Source organism: Marinomonas ushuaiensis DSM 15871, assembly GCF_000521805.1.
Classification (GTDB): domain Bacteria; phylum Pseudomonadota; class Gammaproteobacteria; order Pseudomonadales; family Marinomonadaceae; genus Marinomonas; species Marinomonas ushuaiensis.
The window spans coordinates 157,623-175,187 of sequence record NZ_JAMB01000003.1; the positions used below are offsets into that span (position 1 = coordinate 157,623).

The window sequence follows — 17,565 nt, forward strand, 5'->3', positions numbered from 1 at the left end:
CTTAACGTACAAAATGCAATTGGTTAGTTCGGATTCTATAAGGACGAAGCGCTTGCTCCCAGCCTTTTTCTGACAGGTTTTGACCGTGATAAATAATATGTAATGCCGTTCCAGATTCAGCAACGGCATCTTTTAGAAAAACAGTAAAGGTATCGTCTTGTAATGGACTAATAATGCTATTTATGGAAGAAAAACTAAAACATTCAATTTTGTGATTAGAGAAGTCTTGTAACGCATCACGCCAATAAGGTTCAAACACACCATTATCAGCAGAAGACACAACCAAAACAGGAAGATCACTCAAATCCATTTCATAGAGTAAACGCCCTTTTCTTACGCCAGATAAAGTCTGAACACGCAATGAGTCGTTAATGGCAAGCGCTGTTACTTTTTGCCACTCCGCCTTAGAAAACGCACTTTGCTGTAAAATAACTTTAAGCGGTGCGCCCGCCTGATTTAAAGCCATACACTCAACAAAGTGGCTCTTCGGCTCTAATAGATCATCAGCAACATCCTCTACGAGCACAGACAGAGAAATTCGATCACCAAAGGAATCATCACTTGGACCTAACAGGGTTATTTCAACATTAGAGTCATCGAGCGAATTCAAAGCCAAGACAGAAAACACAGCAGAAGCGACAGGCGTTTGTGTACTTAACGCCATATCAGAAGATATCGATGTTTGGCAGGACAAAAGGGACTCACAGTTATTCAGATCATAAAGACGACACGCACCACACGCGCCAGCACGGCAACCGTAACGAACATCTGCACCTTGTGACAACAAAGACGACAGCAAATTGTCTCCGCCATCTACATCGAAGACATTGTCATCCAATCTTACCGTCATTCCTTGAGAACTCATCACCCAAACCTAACCAAATTATGATCTTGCTATTATGCCATACTCTACTCGCCTCACCTTCTCTCTCTTTCTAAAAACAAAAAAGAGAGTTCAAATTTACGCTTTAGATGATTACCATAGTGGCAAATAATTAGAATTTCATATATTACGCTTACCTCTTTTTCATCAAGGATTGTACGATGTCTAGCTATAACGAATCCCCAGAAGAAATATCCCAAGCCACGCAAGGTTATGTGATGCAGCAGACCATGTTGCGTATTAAAGACCCTGCGGCGTCATTACCTTTTTATCAGGATGTATTGGGTATGAAACTGTTGGGAAAATACGATTTCCCCGCGATGCAGTTTACTCTGTACTTTTTAGGTTACGAGCAAGCACTACCTGAAGGCGATGATAAAGCCAAAAACGATTGGGTATTCCGTCGCCCTGCTTTGATTGAATTAACACATAACTGGGGTAGCGAGAAAGACGTCAATTTCGCTGGTTACCACAATGGCAATGAAGATCCACGCGGATTTGGTCACATAGGCATCAGCGTACCAGACGTGTATGCGGCCAGTGAACGTTTTGCCAAATACGATGTGGAATTTGTGAAAAAACCAGACGATGGTTCCATGAAAGGGTTGGCTTTCATTAAAGACCCAGATGGTTATTGGATTGAGATCTTATCAGCAGAAGGCATTACTGAGATTATTCTCTCTCAATAGCAGATACATAGGTAACAATAGAAAATATGAAAAAAAGGGAGCCGCATTATTAGCTCCCTTTTTTCTTGGTTGTCACGGGCAAATTTACGATCAATAAACTCTAAGCCGCCTTTGTTGTTGACGCTAATAAAGCCTCTAGCAATCGCCAGAAGTCCCCTACTGAATCAATCTCCATACGTTCCGTCGGTGAATGGGCACCACGAATGTTCGGGCCAAAAGACACCATTTCCATCCCAGCGTATTTCGCGCCGATAATGCCGCATTCTAAACCCGCGTGAATCACTTTCACATTGGCCTCTTGCCCCATTACTTCTTTATGAACCTCAAGGAAGTGTTTGAGTAAACCCGCCTTTGGGTCTGGTCGCCAACCCGGATAACCGTTTTCTAAATTCACGTCAGCTTGTATCAATGAGAATGCCGCTTTGGCTTTATACGCCAAATGCTCAACCGCAGAATCCACCAAGGAACGTACCAGCAAACAAGCATCAAATACCTTCTCACCTTCTTTAGAACTCTTAAGATTAATCACACCAAGGTTACAAGATGTTTCTGTCACACCTTCCAAATCCGCACTCATTCTATGTACACCATGAGGCGCGCAGTAAATTGCGTTCAATAAAGCATCCTTGTCATCGGCTTCCAATTCAGTATCAACTTCTGAGGGAACAAGAGAAACCAGCAACTTAGGTTCAGTACTAACAAATTCAGCCTGAGTGCGTCTTTCATATTCAGTAACAAAGGCAAATAGCTTAGCTTCGTCAATGGAACTTACATTAATAGTTGCGCAGGCATCACGAGAAATAGCATTACGCAAAGTGCCGCCAGTAAAACCACTCAGTCCAAAATCACACTCTTCTTTAAGCAGATTCAACAAACGAATCAACAAGACATTCGCGCTCGCACGGCCTTTGTGAATGTCTAAACCAGAATGGCCACCACGCAAACCTGAAACAACAATCTCGAAGGCTTTTTTATCACCAGTAACAGGCAAGGCTTTGTAGTGTTTTTCTATGTTGATATCAACACCACCAGCACAACCTATATACACATCACCACGATCTTCGGAGTCTAAATTCAGTAAGATTTTACCTTTTAAAATGCCTTCTTCTAATTGCAAAGCACCACGTAAACTGGTTTCTTCTTCTATGGTAAAAAGCGCTTCAATTGGCCCATGAGCCAAGTCGGTTGATTCCAATACCGCCATCGCTGCCGCGACACCAATGCCATTGTCTGCGCCCAGCGTTGTGCCTGTCGCATGAACCCAACCATCGATAACCTGAGTCACGATTGGGTCTTTGGTAAAGTCATGAATAACATCGGCGTCTTTCTGCGCCACCATATCCAAATGGCCTTGTAGGACAACGGTTTCCCTGTCTTCCATGCCTTTCGATGCGGCTTTACGAATCAAAAGGTTTCCAGCAGGGTCAACATAGGTTTCTAATCCTAATGACGTCGCCCATTGAATAAGGTGATCTCTCAACTGTGCTTCGTAAAACGACGGTCTTGGTGTATTACATAAAGTACGGAAATGTCGCCAAATCGCACTGGGTTGTAAGGTATTCAATACTTGGTTCATGGAACTCCCTTCAGATCGTTAAAACAATATGAAAACAACAGTAAAGAAGAGCAAGTATTGAGGCAATCGAAATAAAGACAAGGCTGATAGAGAAAACGTATGTGAGCACTCGATTGGAAATATTCTTTCAATATTAAATTTTCTTTTTTATGCAGCAAACTCTATTCGAAAAAGTGGTTTTTTAGTACTCTCATCGCTCTGTCATCATTGAGTCATCCACTTTGAACATGTTTAAAAAAGTTATTTTTTTCGTCACTCTAACAATATTCAATCCGATTCAATTCACGTTTGCGGCACAAGACTTCGCTCATATACAGTCTATGGCCATATTGGCTGATGCCGCTTATTTAGAAAGAGGCGCATTGGAGGCAGAAACATCTGATAGTCAAACTTCAAGCTCTCAAATTGTTAATGAACTGTCTCTTGAAAATGCATTACAAGAAGCTGGACAAAAACTTATCCATCACACAACCATTCCTGAATCACAAGTCAGTTATTTTATTAGTCAAAGCAATGGAGTACAGACAATTTCGATACGAGGAACCGCAAACTTAGAAAACGCCCTATTAGATTTGAATGTGTCATTACAAAACGATGATGTTCTGAACATTATGCTGCACCAAGGCTTCGCTTCTGCCGCAAAAGCCGTTTATAACGACGTAAAACCTTATCTTGATAAAAACCAGCCTATTCAAACAACAGGGCACAGTTTAGGCGGTGCCATTGCCGTGATATTGGCCATGTATTTAGAGCAAGACAACTACCCATTGTCTCAAGTCATTACTTTTGGTCAGCCCAAAGTCACCAATGTCACCGGGGCAAATCAATTTTCTAATCTGTCATTAGTCCGCGTCGTGACACTAAATGACATTGTGCCATTAGTACCACCGATCAGCCCTTTGCAAATTAAAAACTTGGACATTTATTGGCATATGGGTGAGGAAGTCATTTTGATGAAAAACAATGAATACGCCCAAACAAACGGGGTGAAAAGCATGCTAAGAGCGACTAAATTTGTCTCTGCTATTCCAAGCGAGAAAAACCTAATCGCCCATAAAATGATCACTTACCTCGCTTTGATTAAAGAACAGGTCAAATCGCCAAATGAAGTTCCCTACAAAACAAACATCAGTTTATTCGGGATATCTTTTGATTAAAGAAAAGCTCTTTGTTCAATAAAGATTATAAACGCAAACCTATCGGTAAACTTTCACCAAGTAAGGCGTTCAATTCATCACTATTGATTTCAATCTGGCTTTCTAAACGTTCTAACCATTGAACAGGACATTTGTCTTTTTTGAGTTTATTCGCTACTTTTTTTCGATAGCCTTTTAGTTCATTTGATTCATCCAAACTGACTTGGCTCATCAAAACAGCAGCAAGACCGGCTTGCTTACGTTTTTTCCAATCTTCTTTTAAAGCAAAATCTAACGCAGAAAAAAGAACTTTTTCTTCTATGCGGTTTTCTTGGTGCCCTGATAAAAGGTGACGAGAAGCCATCCTACCAATGGTCCACCAAGCCGTATCTGGCTCGGAGCTTTTCGACAACCGCTTCATAAGCCAGTCCATCGCTGTCACTTTATCGTCGCTTGGCAAGCTCTCTAACGCACCAACAAGACGAATCAGGTCATCACTCGACTTAGTCACGAGCGCTTTCACTTTCTCTCGAGAACGCTGTCCTGTTGGTGAATAATATTGGCTGAACTGTTTAAACAAATCTTGTTGTTGCTCAACAGTCAAACCGCCAGCAATGCGACGATACAAAGTCCAGTATTGCCCCCATACAGGCGCAGTATCGAACTGTGTTCCCGCTTTGGTGACATTAATAACCTGCTGAACTCTAGCCAAATCATCTGCGGCACCAAAGCCAGGACGCAAGCAATATCCAATCAACTGCAACCATTGGCGTTCATGCTGAGCACTTTTCATTCGGCCTGATTTCAAGCTCAATAACTTATCAACCAAACGACGAGAAGTCGCAAGATTCCAATATTCTCGCCCTCCCAACCATTGATCTAGGTCTTGTTTAAGCGATTTCACTAAGTCTGGTTTTTGCTTTTGTCCTACAGCAGAAAAACATTGCGTAAGGTGTTCTTCCGCTTGGCCCATATTGCTATGTAATGTACCTGCTGACGTGTCTGATTCTTTGGTTTCATTTGATTCAGTGGAGAAGTCGAGCTGCCATTTGTCTAGGCCATTTTTTCCATTTAATAATACTTGTAACACTCCCACTTCTGTCATTTGCACAGACAAGGTAACTGGTAATTCTTCACTGTCTTGCGAGCTATCTAGCTCAGTGGCTAGATTAGAAATGTAATGCAAACCATTTGAATCTCGAACGTCACCGACAACACACTCGATATGGTCATCAGAGCGATACAAGGGAAATTGAACTTGCTGGCCTAACATAACAAAGAAGTCCTGCTCTAACGTGATATGTTCACCTTTTAAAGTGCCTTTTGGAAGAATGCCAACAAATTGATCGTCACCAACCTTCAAATACAAACTGTGCGCCACACCACTTTCAATACGTGTGCTTTCGCCAGCCAAAGCACTCAAATACATGACAGCGCCTTTCGCGACAGCATCATTTGGCTCATCAGCAGTACAAACAAGAATGGAGTCTTTTGACCAAGCATTTAATTGTTCTAATAACCGTGCCTTTAAAATTGAGCTGTTAAATAACCCACCATTAAATAAAACCGCATCAGGCATCTTAGAACCTGTGGTAGCCATAATGTCAGATGTATTTTGATGCAAAAATGCAGCTAAATGACGAGTAAACGCAGGGTCGGACTCATAAGGTAATCCCAATGTGTGCATGGCGTAATCGTTCTTTTGGACTGGGCAGTCCGCCTCAACCAAAGGGAAAAAGCCTGTTTGAATCTGTTCTAATAAAGTATCTCGTGACACATTAAACTTCTGTGAGCCACCAATTAAACGACTTCCGCCACCTAGTACTGTGATACTTAACGATTCCGGTGCATCTTCACTTAACAAGCTCTCTTTTGCCAAGCGGGTTTGTTGCACCAAAGCCGCTAATCGAGATGCGGATAAGGCAGATATTTTTTTAGGATCAAGTTGAAAAGCCAAGGCCTGGTCTAAATTGTCACCGCCAAGTAAGAGGTGCTCACCCACAGCAACACGTTTTAACGAAATCGCGGCGCCTTTCATGCTATTTTTAGAAGCCTTGATAGCAACCAAACTAAAGTCACTGGTTCCACCGCCAATATCAACAACAAGCAGCATTTTCTTATCAGTTAAAGCGGCAAGCCTTTCATTGTTATTGATGTAGTGATAACAAGCCGCTTGTGGTTCTTCCAATAGATACAAATCGTTTAGGCCAGCTAACCTAGCGGCTTCAAGTGTCAATGAGCGTGCTTCCTCATCAAATGAAGCGGGTAAGGTGAGCGCGATAGATTGATTTTCTAAAGGCGAATCAGGAAAGTGGTGATTCCAGCTTTGCTTAATATGTGAAAGTAATATTTGGCTTGATTCCAGTGGGCTTAGTTTTTTTGCAACGTCACTTCCCCACGGCAAAATTGCTGAACGACGATCTACTTGTCTATGACTCAACCAGCTTTTTGCACTCTGCACTAATTGCCCTGCACGGCGTTGACCTAATGCTAAAGCTCCTACGCCTACAATGCGTTCTTTATCCTGATGCCGCCAAGGTAATACAGGCTCAAATTTACCCATTTCATCATTCGCTAATAGATAAATTGCACTGGGTAAATGCGTAAAGTCTTGTACAGAGCCATCTGCCATCACTTGAGGAATAGACAATAACACTGGAGTTGATAAGGTTTGTTGATCTACTGGAAGGTAAGAGACAACACAATTGGTTGTCCCTAAATCAATTCCTACTCGATAAGACGGACGAAAAGCAGATTGCGCCATGGATTAAGCCTCTCTTACTTGAAACTCGATGGTCCAACTTAAATCCGAATTGGTATCGTGGGCTTGTAATAATAACAAGCCTAATTCCGTGACTTGAGCCGTTAAATAAACTCGCACCATATCACCAGCTTGATAATGACCTGCATCTAAACGAATAGACAAAGGATTCAATTCATTCAACAAACCCAATGAAAACGAAGAAATCACCTTACCAACGGTTTCAACGTCATTATGTTTGGATTGGAAAAAGCGAAAATTAACGCTTTCCCCAACGATTAGAGAAAATTCATTCGGCAGCATTTGCTCATCAGAACCTTCTTCTAAACCAAAAGGCGCAACACAAATTGCATCAACGGGTGGTACCATACCTGGAATGGCAGGCATTGGGCTCGCTACACCTATGTAGTAATTAGCGGATAAACCACTTTTTACTTTCACGCCGCCCTGAGCTTGGACTTGTGCATAATAGGTCGCACCTTTCGCAACGGCATAATCCAAATGGGATGGCGTTAGCATGGTGAGGTTAACATCACCTAATAAATTTTCAAGACGAGTTTCCAATGTTGTGCGAATTAATTCCGCGTTAAAAACACCACCATTCAATAGCACTTTCGTTGGCTTAACATCTTGTTGAGCAAGAAACCCGCTAATATGGCGAGTAATCGCTGGGTCGCTTTCGTAGTTCAAATTGATAGCACTAAAACCACTGCGAGTGACTTTTTGAGCTTGCTCACCAAACGTAGATTCGGGGAAAAAACCATCAATCAGCAATTGCTGAACATCTGTTTGAGTTAATGTGGCTTTGATACTGTTATTAAACAAACTACGTCCGCGACTAGGAACGACGACACTGACATCAGAAAGTTCTGAATTAGACAGTAGACGCTCTTTGGCTTCACGACAAGCTTGTGTCAAACCTGTAATTTGCCACGGCTCAAGATTTGTTCCGTTCTGAGCAAGTTGCCCTGCAAGATGGTAAGTCAGCGTCATATCCATGTTGTCGCCGCCTAATAGTATGTGTCGACCAACCGCAATTCGCTCCAATCCAAGCTCGCCATCTTTTTCAACAGTTTGAATCAAGGATAAATCTGTTGTACCACCACCCACATCAACAACCAGAATGTGCTCATTAACATCTAAATTATCTGCCCAAGATGATTGATCAGACAACCATGCATAAAAAGCGGCTAATGGTTCTTCAATTAGACGAGCACGTAGACCTACCTTTTTTGCTGCCTGTTCTGTAATTACTCGCGCCGCAGGATCAAATGATGCGGGGACTGTAATAACGACTTCTTGATCAGCAATTAGGGCATGTGGAAACGAAGTATTCCAAGCATTTACGAGGTGAGTCAATAAAGCCTGAGTAACCTCTGCTGGGGAGACTTTTTCAACTTCTTCTAGCGCATCAATAGGCAATATCGCTTCTTCAGCACCCACTTGTGAATGACATAACCAGCTTTTTGCACTTTGTACTAATCGCCCTGAAGATTTAGAACCTAACTCACGAGCCAATTGCCCAACAATAGAGGTCGCTTTCCCCCAAGGGAGCTGGAAATCACTGTCTAAGAATTCCGTTTGATGTGGGAAATAAACAAAAGAAGGCAACAAAGGCAATTCATCGATCTGCCCTGCTGCTGTAAATTGTGGAATATTAAGCTGTTGAATCTTGCTGGTGGCTTGCTCATTTGAAACCAATGAAGCGTTAGAGTAATAGACAGCCGAATGGGTGGTACCTAAATCGATACCGATAAAATAATGTCCCATTGGTTATACCTCGACTTCAGCTGGCGCCAAAATGGTCAAATTTTCCGTATTGGTCACTTTAGGCAAACGCGTATCCGTCACTTTCCAGCCAGGATGAATTAAAGTTCCGGCATAAGGACCAGAGCCTTCGACTCGACCTTCTAGCTTGATTTGTTTAGCGTCGTAACCTGCAGGAATTTCAACTCGACTATTTTCAGAGGCAGAGTTCACCACATCAATAGTAAAGTGCTGATTCAATACTTTTGCACAACCAGAGTGAATCTGACGTGCTGCGGCACCAACATCTGCATCGGCATAGTCGTCAATACTTTCTTGGAGGAAATCAATAAAGCGGGCTTCTTGCTGCAATAGTTGTAGTAGTTGATGTGCGCCATCTTCATTGACGGTATCCAAAATTGGCGCGGCCACTTCGATTTCGCGAATGGTTTCTATTGTTTCTGTAATTACGGTCGGTTCTGCTTCAAAAGCAAATACATCGCCTTTTCCAGCATGTTGACAGCGAGCGGCATAATCGCCGCTCCCCATGTATTTAAAAAACTGACCAAAAGCGCCAATAAAACGCGGCACAAAAGAAAGTGGCTTTACTTCTTGGGACGTTATTTTCTGAGTTTTCGTATTTTGAGTCATAGTTATTGAACCATAGTCTTTCGGGTAATTGCTTACCCGTTTTGCATTTCTTCAAGCTCAAGCCAGCGTTCCATTGTTGCTTCAAGTGCTTGTTCTTTTTCAGTGACCTTTGCCAAAGTACTTTGTACTTTTTCTGCATCGCCAGCATAAAAATCCGCAGCAGCTGTTGTTGCATGTAAAGAGGCTATTTCAGCTTCTAATTTGGCGATGGTTTCTGGCATCGAATCAAATTCACGCTGCATTTTGTAACTTAGCTTCGATTTCGGCTTGCTTACCTTTACTTCAGCAACAGATGTATCAGTTTTGACTTTTGCTTTGGTTTTTGGCTCGTCTGTTTGTGATGTGGATTCTGTTGGGAATTTACCACCTTGACGAATCCAATCCTGATAGCCACCTACGTATTCTTTGACATGCCCTTCGCCTTCAAAGGCAATCACACTGGTAACAACGTTATCTAGGAAGGAACGGTCATGGCTCACCAATAATAAAGTGCCGTCGTAGTTCATTAGAAGCTCTTCTAATAGCTCTAATGTTTCAACATCCAAATCGTTTGTTGGCTCATCCATTATTAATAGATTGGCAGGACGAGTGAAGAGTTTCGCTAATAACACGCGATTACGTTCACCACCGGATAAAGCTTTGATTGGCGTACGAGCGCGTTCCGGTGGGAATAGGAAATCACCAAGATAGCCAATAACGTGCTTGTTTTGACCATTGATTTCGATAACGTCTTTACCTTCGCCTACGTTCTCTGCAACCGTTTGCTCTGGATCAAGCTGTTCACGTAATTGGTCAAAATACGCAACGTTCAACTTGGTTCCTTGACGAACCTCACCTGTTGTCGGCTCAAGATCTCCTAATAGAATTTTAAGGAAAGTACTTTTACCACAACCATTCGGACCAATCAGACCAATACGATCACCGCGATTAACCACGAAGTCCATTGGACGCAAAATAACTTTGTCTTCAAAAGAGTGACCAACTTGGTTAAATTCTGCCACCAATTTGCCAGACTTCTCTTTCGTTTCAATGGCCATTTTTGCATTGCCTTGACGACCAATACGTTCAGAGCGTTCGACTCGCAATGCTTCCAAAGCGCGAACTCGGCCTTCGTTACGGGTACGTCGTGCTTTGATACCTTGACGAATCCACACCTCTTCTTCTGCAAGGCGTTTATCGAACAATGCATTCGCACGACTTTCTTCTTCTAATAATTTTTCTTTAAAAACAAGAAATTCGTGAATAGTGCCATTGAAAGAAATCAGGTTGCCACGATCCACTTCAATAATACGATTGGCCAGTTTTTCTAGGAAGCGACGGTCATGGGTAATAAAGAGGATCAAACCGCGGAACTGTTGAAGCTGCTGCTCCATCCATTCTATCGTTGGGACATCCAAATGGTTAGTCGGCTCATCAAGTAGTAAAACGTCTGGGTTTGAAATCAGCGCTTGTGCCAAAATAACACGACGACGCCAACCACCAGAAAGCTCTGACATTAATTTGTCCGCAGGCAAGGCCAAACGCTGAATCATGTGATTCACTCGTTGCTCTAAATCCCAGCCTTGGATTTTATCCAGTTCGGTTTGAATATCACCCAATTCATCTGAATGATCGTTTTCAAAGTCCTCTAATAGTTTGAAGTAACGTGTCATTAAAGAATGCGCCGGTCCAGCACCTTCACTTACAACTTCACGAACTGTTTTACCATTCGCTTCAGGTAATTCCTGTGGCAACTGAGCGATCGTCATTCCGCCTTCAAGTCGCACCATACCTTCGTCTGGAACTTGTTCACCAGAAATAATTTTTAATAAGGTAGATTTACCCGCGCCATTACGACCGATAATAGCAACACGTTCGCCAGCTTCAGCCGCAAAACTAATTTTTGATAGCAGCGGATTATGACCAAAAGCAACGCTGATTTGTTCTAACGATAATAGACTCATATCTACCCATATAAATGAAAGAATTTTGTGGCGGTATAGTATCACTCTTCCCGTAAAAGAATCAGTAAATACCCATACTTGCCAGTTCAAAAATAGAAAATTTTAGAGCGAATAAAATGAAAATCAAAAAATTCCATCATAAATTCAGATAATAATCTTGTTATTCTATTTACAATTCTTGAATAAAAAGAACGCTATTGATCATTATTTAATAATATACTCAACTCAATATAGATATTAATTTTTCAAGTTTGGAGTGTTAAATGGAGCTTAAAAATAAAGTGGGGCCAATTACAGCTGTTGTCGTTACAGCAATCGCGGTAACTTGGATGATAGTTGGAGGAAATGGCGTCACTGTCAGCCCTACAGAATCAAGCTCAAAAGAAAATGCTGTTTCACCCCAAACATCAGAATCCAAACTAATTTACTCCGTTCAAGCCAAAACGCTCACGGCCAAAACCATTGAAATGCATTTACCATTAAGTGGGACAACGAAAGCAGACGATACTCTTTCCTTAATTAATACCTACCCAGGGCGAATTACAAAGCTCCCGATAGAAAAAGGTTCCTTTATAAAAAAAGGGACGCCAATCTTAGAAATTGATACTCGCACCCTTAAAACAGAAATTGAACAAGCTCGTCTCTTGGTTAAACAAAAAGCATTAGAGTTAGATGGTATTAAGCAGTTAGCCGCCAACAATTTTTCGTCAAAAGTAAACCTCGCTCAGGCGGAAACGGAACTTGCTGCAGCAAAATCAGCAGAACTTCGATTATTAGTGGACTTAGAAAACGCGATTATTGCTGCGCCCTTCTCTGGCATATTAAATACGCTTGATGTTCAAGAAGGCCAAGTTATTTCTGCTGGTGATCCTATCGGTACATTGGTTTCTTTGAACCCAATAAAAGTAAGTGTCAATATTCCTCAAAATAAAGTCCAACAAATAAAACTAGGAACACCAGGTGAGATTCGCCTTGAATCCGGTTATGAAGCAGAAGGTTTTATTTCTTATATTAATACAACCGCTAATGAAGCCAGCCGAACCATCACTGTAGAAATGCAGGTAGAAAACCCTGACAACATTATTCCAGCTGGCTTAACAGCTGCGGTAGATTTCACTATTGACGAACAAAAAGCGCATGCCTTTTCGCCTGCACTGCTTACGTTAGATGATTCAGGAAAAACAGCCATTAAAACCATCGATCTTGATAATCGTGTGGTTATTTCTCCTGTCAGCATTGTCAAATCCGAGCGAGATCAAGTGTGGGCCAGTGGCTTACCTGATAATGTGAATATTATTACTGTCGGACAAGGTTTTGTGTCTGCTGGCGATAAAATTGATGCGCATTATCAAAACTAAGGAGGCTCAGTATGCAAACATTGATTGAGGCGGCCTTAGCTCGCTCCAGAACAGTTATGATGTTTTTCGTCCTAATACTTGTTATGGGCGTAGTGTCTTACATTGAAATAGCCAAAGAAAGTGATCCAGATATCACTATCCCAATGGCATATGTTTCGGTCTCATTAGAGGGTATTTCACCAGAAGATGCTGACAGTTTATTGGTCCACCCTTTAGAAAAAGAACTCAAAGGATTGGAAGGATTAAAAGAACTCAAATCAACAGCCTCTGAAGGTCACGCCTCCATCATGCTCGAATTCGAGTCCGGTGTAGACATCGACCAAGCTATCAGTGACGCAAAAGATAAAGTGGATCGTGCCAAAAGTGAACTCCCTGATGACGCGGATGAGCCAACGGTTACAGAAATAAACTTATCTACCTTTCCTGTACTTCGTGTCAATTTATCGGGTAATGTGGATTTTGCTACACTAAGCCGCACAGCAAAAAACTTACAAGATTCCATTGAAGCGATTGATGGCGTATTAGAAGCGCAAATCAGTGGCGATCGTGACCAACAAGCTCAGGTCATCATTCGACCAGAACAACTTGAATCTTATAACCTATCTCTTAGCGACGTAGCCAATTTTGTATCAGGCAACAACCGATTAGTCGCTGCTGGCAATCTAGACACTGGCGCAGGTCGTTTCTCATTAAAAGTACCGGGATTACTGAAAACTAAAGAAGACATTCTTAATTTACCCATCAAAGCAGAAGGCGACCAAGTTGTTCTTTTAGGTGATATTGCAACAGGCGAGCTTACCTTTGAAGACCCAAGCAGTTATGCCCGCGTTGAAGGTAAACGCAGTATCACCTTGGCAGTTTCCAAACGTGTTGGTGTAAACATAATTGAAACCATTGAAGCGGTAAAAGCGGTCGTTGAAGCTGAAAGCCAACAATGGCCAGAGAATGTTGAATACAATCTAACTGGGGATAAATCTACCGACATAGAAACCTCACTAAACGATCTATTTAATAACGTATTAGCCGCTACATTATTAGTGATGATTGTCATTGTTTGGGCCCTTGGTATTCGTAGCGCCTTATTGGTTGGTTTGGCTATTCCCGGCGCGTTTTTATCAGGCATTTTGATTTTAGACTTACAAGGTTACACTATTAATATGGTGGTACTTTTTGCCTTGATTCTAAGTGTCGGCATGTTGGTTGATGGTGCCATTGTTGTTACTGAATATGCAGATAGAAAACTGGCAGAGGGAGCCTCTAAACGCCAAGCATACAGTGAAGCTGCAAAACGTATGGCATGGCCCATTACCGCATCCACGGCGACGACACTTGCTGTGTTTATGCCATTGCTGTTTTGGCCAGATATCGTTGGTGAATTCATGAAATTCATGCCTATCACCATTATTGCGACCTTATCATCTTCTTTAGTGATGGCATTGATTGTGTTGCCTACCATTGGGTCTATGATAGGTAAAAAAGGCGCTTACAATGAAAAAACCTTACACGCCTTACGTATTACCGAAAGTGGCGATTTAACGGAGCTAACAGGACCAACAGGCTTTTATGGAAGAATGTTAACGCGTTTAGTAGAGCGTCCAATCTGGGTATTAATGTTTACCATCACCCTACTCATCAGTGTTTTCATGATTTACGGTCAGTTTGGTAAAGGGGTTGAGTTCTTCCCTAATATTGAGCCTGAGTCTGCTAACTTGGAGATTCGTGCCCGTGGTGATTTATCTCTTGATGAAAAAGATACCTTGGTCAAACAAGTTGAATTACAGCTTATCGGTACACCTGAGCTAAAAAGCATCGTAACCACCACCTATGCGACACCAGGAAATAATGCTTCACCAGATAGTATTGGCTCTATCAGCATGGAGTTTATTGATTGGTATAAACGAGAACCTGCAAGTATCATCTTGGAGCGTATCCGTGATAAAACCAAACAAATTCCTGGCATTGAAGTCAGCGCAGAAAAAGAACAAGGCGGCCCGCAATCTGGTGCTGACATTCAATTGCAGCTTACTTCCAATTATTCTGAAGCTCTGTATTTAGCAGCCGATGAGATCAGTAAGCAGCTCCTTGAAAGAGATGAAATCATTACAGTAAACGATGATAGATCTTTATCTGGTATAGAGTGGCGTATTGATATTAATCGCGCCGAAGCAAGCCGTTATGGTGTGGATGTAAACAGTCTTGGCAACGTCATTAAACTGGTCACAACAGGTATCACACTGAGTGATTTCTTACCAGAAGGCGCTGATGACAAAATAGATATAGTATTACGCTACCCTGTTAACCAACGCAGTTTAGACCAACTTGATCACCTACAGATCCCAACGAACCAAGGGAGCATTCCTGCCAGTAACTTTATCACTCGTTATGCAGCACCTAAACAAGGTGTTATTAATCGAACGGATGGTAAAAAAGCGGTTCAAATTGATGCTGACGTTAAAGATGGCTTAGTGGTTGATGAAGTTATCAAGGCAATTAAAATCAAATTAGACAATGCAAATATTGATAAAACAGTAAGCTATGAGTTCCGTGGAAACACGGAAGAGCAGCAAAAATCGATGATTTTTTTGATGAAAGCCTTTGGTGTCGCCTTCTTTATTATGGCGATTATTCTCGTTACTCAGTTTAATAATTTTTTCCAATGTTTATTAATTCTAAGTGCAGTTGTTTTTTCGACTATGGGTGTTTTTATTGGATTGATGATGAAGGGGCAACCATTCGGTGTCGTCATGAGTGGTGTTGGCGTTATTGCTTTAGCGGGCATTGTGGTGAACAACAACATTGTCTTGATTGACACCTTCAATGGTTTACGCAAACAAGGCATGATGGTTCGTGAGGCCGCGATTCGTACTGGCGTACAGCGTTTAAGACCGGTTATGCTGACTACCATCACAACGGTTCTTGGTCTTATCCCTATGGTCTTTCAGTTAAACATCGATTTAACACATCAATCATTAAGTGTTGGCGCACCATCCGCACAATGGTGGACACAATTATCGACCGCCATTGCTGGTGGCTTAACATTTGCAACTCCGTTGACACTTATTCTGACGCCTTGTTTACTGGTACTCGGTTATCGTAGAAAGGAAAAAAAGCAACTTGAAGCGTTGCAGAGAGAAACACTGCAAACGAATAACACTCATCAAGATACATTTATAGATAATCAAGACACTCTACATAAATAGAGCAATCTAATTATTTATTCGCAATAAAAAACGGACTTAGAAAATTCTCTAAGTCCGTTTTTTTATCTATCACTCAATAAGACCAATGTTACATTGGGTGCATCATATCGCTACTTTGCATTTCTTCAACAGACGCCTTATTTGAATCATTACGAGCACCCTCAAGACCATCTAAGTAGGCTTTATCAATATTACCTGTAATATAAGTACCATCAAAAACCGACGTATCAAACTCTCTAACATCTGAGTGCTTTTCATCGATACACGCTTCAATCAAATCATTTAAATCTTGGAAAATTAATTTATCTGCGCCAATAATTTCACAGATTTCATCAACATTACGATTATGCGCAATTAGCTCTGTAACCGCTGGCATATCGATACCATATACATTTGGATAGCGAACTTCCGGTGCAGCAGAAGCAATATATACTTTCTTTGCGCCAGCATCACGCGCCATTTCAATGATCTCTTTACTTGTCGTACCACGCACAATCGAATCATCAACCAATAAAACGATTTTATCTTTAAACTCAAATGGTACTGGGTTTAATTTTTGACGAACTGATTTCTTACGTATTTCTTGGCCTGGCATGATAAAAGTACGACCGATGTAACGGTTTTTTACCAAACCTTCACGAAACGGTATATTCAATGACTGGGCTATTTGCAGCGCAGCCGTACGACTGGTATCAGGAATAGGAATGACCACATCAATATCATGATCTTTCCACTCACGTTCAATTTTTGCCGCTAGGCGATCACCCATGTTCATACGCGCTTTATAAACCGAAATACTGTCAATAACCGTATCAGGACGAGCAAAGTACACGTATTCAAACAAACAAGGTCGCGCTACTTTTTTAGGAGTACATTGACGCATATGAACCTTATGATTCACGTCAATAAAAATTGCCTCACCTGGTTGAATATCACGCTCTACTGTAAAACCTGCCGCATCAAGCGCAACACTTTCCGAAGCAACCATGTATTCAAGGCCTGTATCTGTTTGCTTAGAACCATAAATTAGTGGGCGAATGCCATCTGGATCACGAAAAGCCAAAATACCATAACCAGTAATCAAGGTAACAACAGCATAACCACCCTCAATACGCTTATATACTCGCTCAAGCGCATTGAAAATATCTTCTGGAGTTGGAATGAACTTCCCTTCTTGATGCAGCTCATGCGCCAATACGTTAACCAACACCTCCGAATCAGACGTTGTATTGATATGACGTAAATCAGATTCAAATACTTCTCGCTTCAGTTTAGTGGTATTGGTTAAATTACCATTGTGTGCAAGAGAAATACCATAAGGAGAGTTCACATAGAATGGTTGCGCTTCTGCTGAACTGGATGTGCCAGCCGTTGGATAGCGAACATGCCCTATTCCTATATTACCTTGGAGTTTTTTCATATGACGTGTACGAAATACTTCACTCACCGGACCATTGTCTTTGCGTAAGTGTAATCGTCCGTTATGGCTAGTTACCATACCCGCAGCATCTTGCCCACGATGCTGAAGAACGGTTAACGCATCAAAAATAGCTTGGTTAACCACAGACGTGCCTACGACACCAACGATACCACACATGTTCTAGATCCTCGTGTTGGGGAAT

Annotated in this window: 11 protein-coding genes; 4 read left to right on the forward strand and 7 right to left on the reverse strand. The window is 41.7% G+C overall.

Annotated elements, in window-relative coordinates; genetic code table 11:
• Position 1 precedes the first annotated feature (1 nt).
• Positions 2-865: a 2Fe-2S iron-sulfur cluster-binding protein gene (locus MUS1_RS05450; RefSeq protein ID WP_036159947.1), complete on the reverse strand. Its 864-nt coding sequence runs from the start codon at positions 863-865 to the stop codon at positions 2-4.
• A 179-nt stretch (positions 866-1,044) separates the two neighbouring features.
• On the opposite strand from MUS1_RS05450, the gene gloA reads away from it, so the two are divergent.
• Positions 1,045-1,572 (forward strand): lactoylglutathione lyase, encoded by a 528-nt coding sequence (gloA, locus tag MUS1_RS05455; protein ID WP_036159948.1) that lies wholly within the window; start codon positions 1,045-1,047, stop codon positions 1,570-1,572.
• A gap of 100 nt (positions 1,573-1,672) precedes the next feature.
• On the opposite strand, the gene MUS1_RS05460 is transcribed toward gloA, so the two are convergent.
• Positions 1,673-3,148 carry an aminoacyl-histidine dipeptidase gene (locus MUS1_RS05460; protein WP_036159950.1) on the reverse strand — a complete coding sequence of 492 codons (1,476 nt, stop codon included), beginning with the start codon at positions 3,146-3,148 and terminating at the stop codon, positions 1,673-1,675.
• Between the two features lie 227 nt (positions 3,149-3,375).
• On the opposite strand from MUS1_RS05460, the gene MUS1_RS15655 reads away from it, so the two are divergent.
• A complete protein-coding gene (locus MUS1_RS15655; protein WP_051436126.1) occupies positions 3,376-4,305 on the forward strand; it encodes a lipase family protein in 930 nt (309 codons plus the stop codon).
• A 25-nt stretch (positions 4,306-4,330) separates the two neighbouring features.
• On the opposite strand, the gene MUS1_RS05470 is transcribed toward MUS1_RS15655, so the two are convergent.
• Genes MUS1_RS05470 through MUS1_RS05485 form a run of 4 tightly spaced genes read right to left on the reverse strand, consistent with a single transcriptional unit; the run spans position 4,331 to position 11,385 of the window.
• A complete protein-coding gene (locus MUS1_RS05470) occupies positions 4,331-7,048 on the reverse strand; it encodes a hsp70 family protein (RefSeq protein ID WP_036159953.1) in 2,718 nt (905 codons plus the stop codon).
• Positions 7,049-7,051: 3 nt separating this feature from the next.
• Positions 7,052-8,815 (reverse strand): Hsp70 family protein, encoded by a 1,764-nt coding sequence (locus tag MUS1_RS05475; protein WP_036159956.1) that lies wholly within the window; start codon positions 8,813-8,815, stop codon positions 7,052-7,054.
• Positions 8,816-8,818: 3 nt separating this feature from the next.
• Positions 8,819-9,442 carry a DUF2760 domain-containing protein gene (locus MUS1_RS05480; protein WP_051436127.1) on the reverse strand — a complete coding sequence of 208 codons (624 nt, stop codon included), beginning with the start codon at positions 9,440-9,442 and terminating at the stop codon, positions 8,819-8,821.
• Between the two features lie 32 nt (positions 9,443-9,474).
• Positions 9,475-11,385 carry an ATP-binding cassette domain-containing protein gene (locus MUS1_RS05485; protein ID WP_036159958.1) on the reverse strand — a complete coding sequence of 637 codons (1,911 nt, stop codon included), beginning with the start codon at positions 11,383-11,385 and terminating at the stop codon, positions 9,475-9,477.
• A gap of 263 nt (positions 11,386-11,648) precedes the next feature.
• On the opposite strand from MUS1_RS05485, the gene MUS1_RS05490 reads away from it, so the two are divergent.
• A complete protein-coding gene (locus tag MUS1_RS05490) occupies positions 11,649-12,743 on the forward strand; it encodes an efflux RND transporter periplasmic adaptor subunit (protein ID WP_036159960.1) in 1,095 nt (364 codons plus the stop codon).
• 11 nt (positions 12,744-12,754) lie between these two features.
• Complete coding sequence (locus MUS1_RS05495) at positions 12,755-15,943, forward strand: efflux RND transporter permease subunit (RefSeq protein ID WP_036159961.1); 3,189 nt, start codon at positions 12,755-12,757, stop codon at positions 15,941-15,943.
• Positions 15,944-16,031: 88 nt separating this feature from the next.
• Here MUS1_RS05495 and purF read toward each other — a convergent pair whose 3' ends face one another.
• Positions 16,032-17,540 (reverse strand): amidophosphoribosyltransferase, encoded by a 1,509-nt coding sequence (gene purF, locus MUS1_RS05500; RefSeq protein ID WP_036159963.1) that lies wholly within the window; start codon positions 17,538-17,540, stop codon positions 16,032-16,034.
• Positions 17,541-17,565 lie beyond the last annotated feature (25 nt).

What these genes read in the sequence shown, in the direction of transcription:
- MUS1_RS05450 (WP_036159947.1), bottom strand. Translation starts at nt 865, where the DNA reads ATGAGTTCTCAAGGAATGACGGTAAGATTGGATGACAATGTCTTCGAT.
- gloA (WP_036159948.1), top strand. Translation starts at nt 1,045, where the DNA reads ATGTCTAGCTATAACGAATCCCCAGAAGAAATATCCCAAGCCACGCAA.
- MUS1_RS05460 (WP_036159950.1), bottom strand. Translation starts at nt 3,148, where the DNA reads ATGAACCAAGTATTGAATACCTTACAACCCAGTGCGATTTGGCGACAT.
- MUS1_RS15655 (WP_051436126.1), top strand. Translation starts at nt 3,376, where the DNA reads ATGTTTAAAAAAGTTATTTTTTTCGTCACTCTAACAATATTCAATCCG.
- MUS1_RS05470 (WP_036159953.1), bottom strand. Translation starts at nt 7,048, where the DNA reads ATGGCGCAATCTGCTTTTCGTCCGTCTTATCGAGTAGGAATTGATTTA.
- MUS1_RS05475 (WP_036159956.1), bottom strand. Translation starts at nt 8,815, where the DNA reads ATGGGACATTATTTTATCGGTATCGATTTAGGTACCACCCATTCGGCT.
- MUS1_RS05480 (WP_051436127.1), bottom strand. Translation starts at nt 9,442, where the DNA reads ATGACTCAAAATACGAAAACTCAGAAAATAACGTCCCAAGAAGTAAAG.
- MUS1_RS05485 (WP_036159958.1), bottom strand. Translation starts at nt 11,385, where the DNA reads ATGAGTCTATTATCGTTAGAACAAATCAGCGTTGCTTTTGGTCATAAT.
- MUS1_RS05490 (WP_036159960.1), top strand. Translation starts at nt 11,649, where the DNA reads ATGGAGCTTAAAAATAAAGTGGGGCCAATTACAGCTGTTGTCGTTACA.
- MUS1_RS05495 (WP_036159961.1), top strand. Translation starts at nt 12,755, where the DNA reads ATGCAAACATTGATTGAGGCGGCCTTAGCTCGCTCCAGAACAGTTATG.
- purF (WP_036159963.1), bottom strand. Translation starts at nt 17,540, where the DNA reads ATGTGTGGTATCGTTGGTGTCGTAGGCACGTCTGTGGTTAACCAAGCT.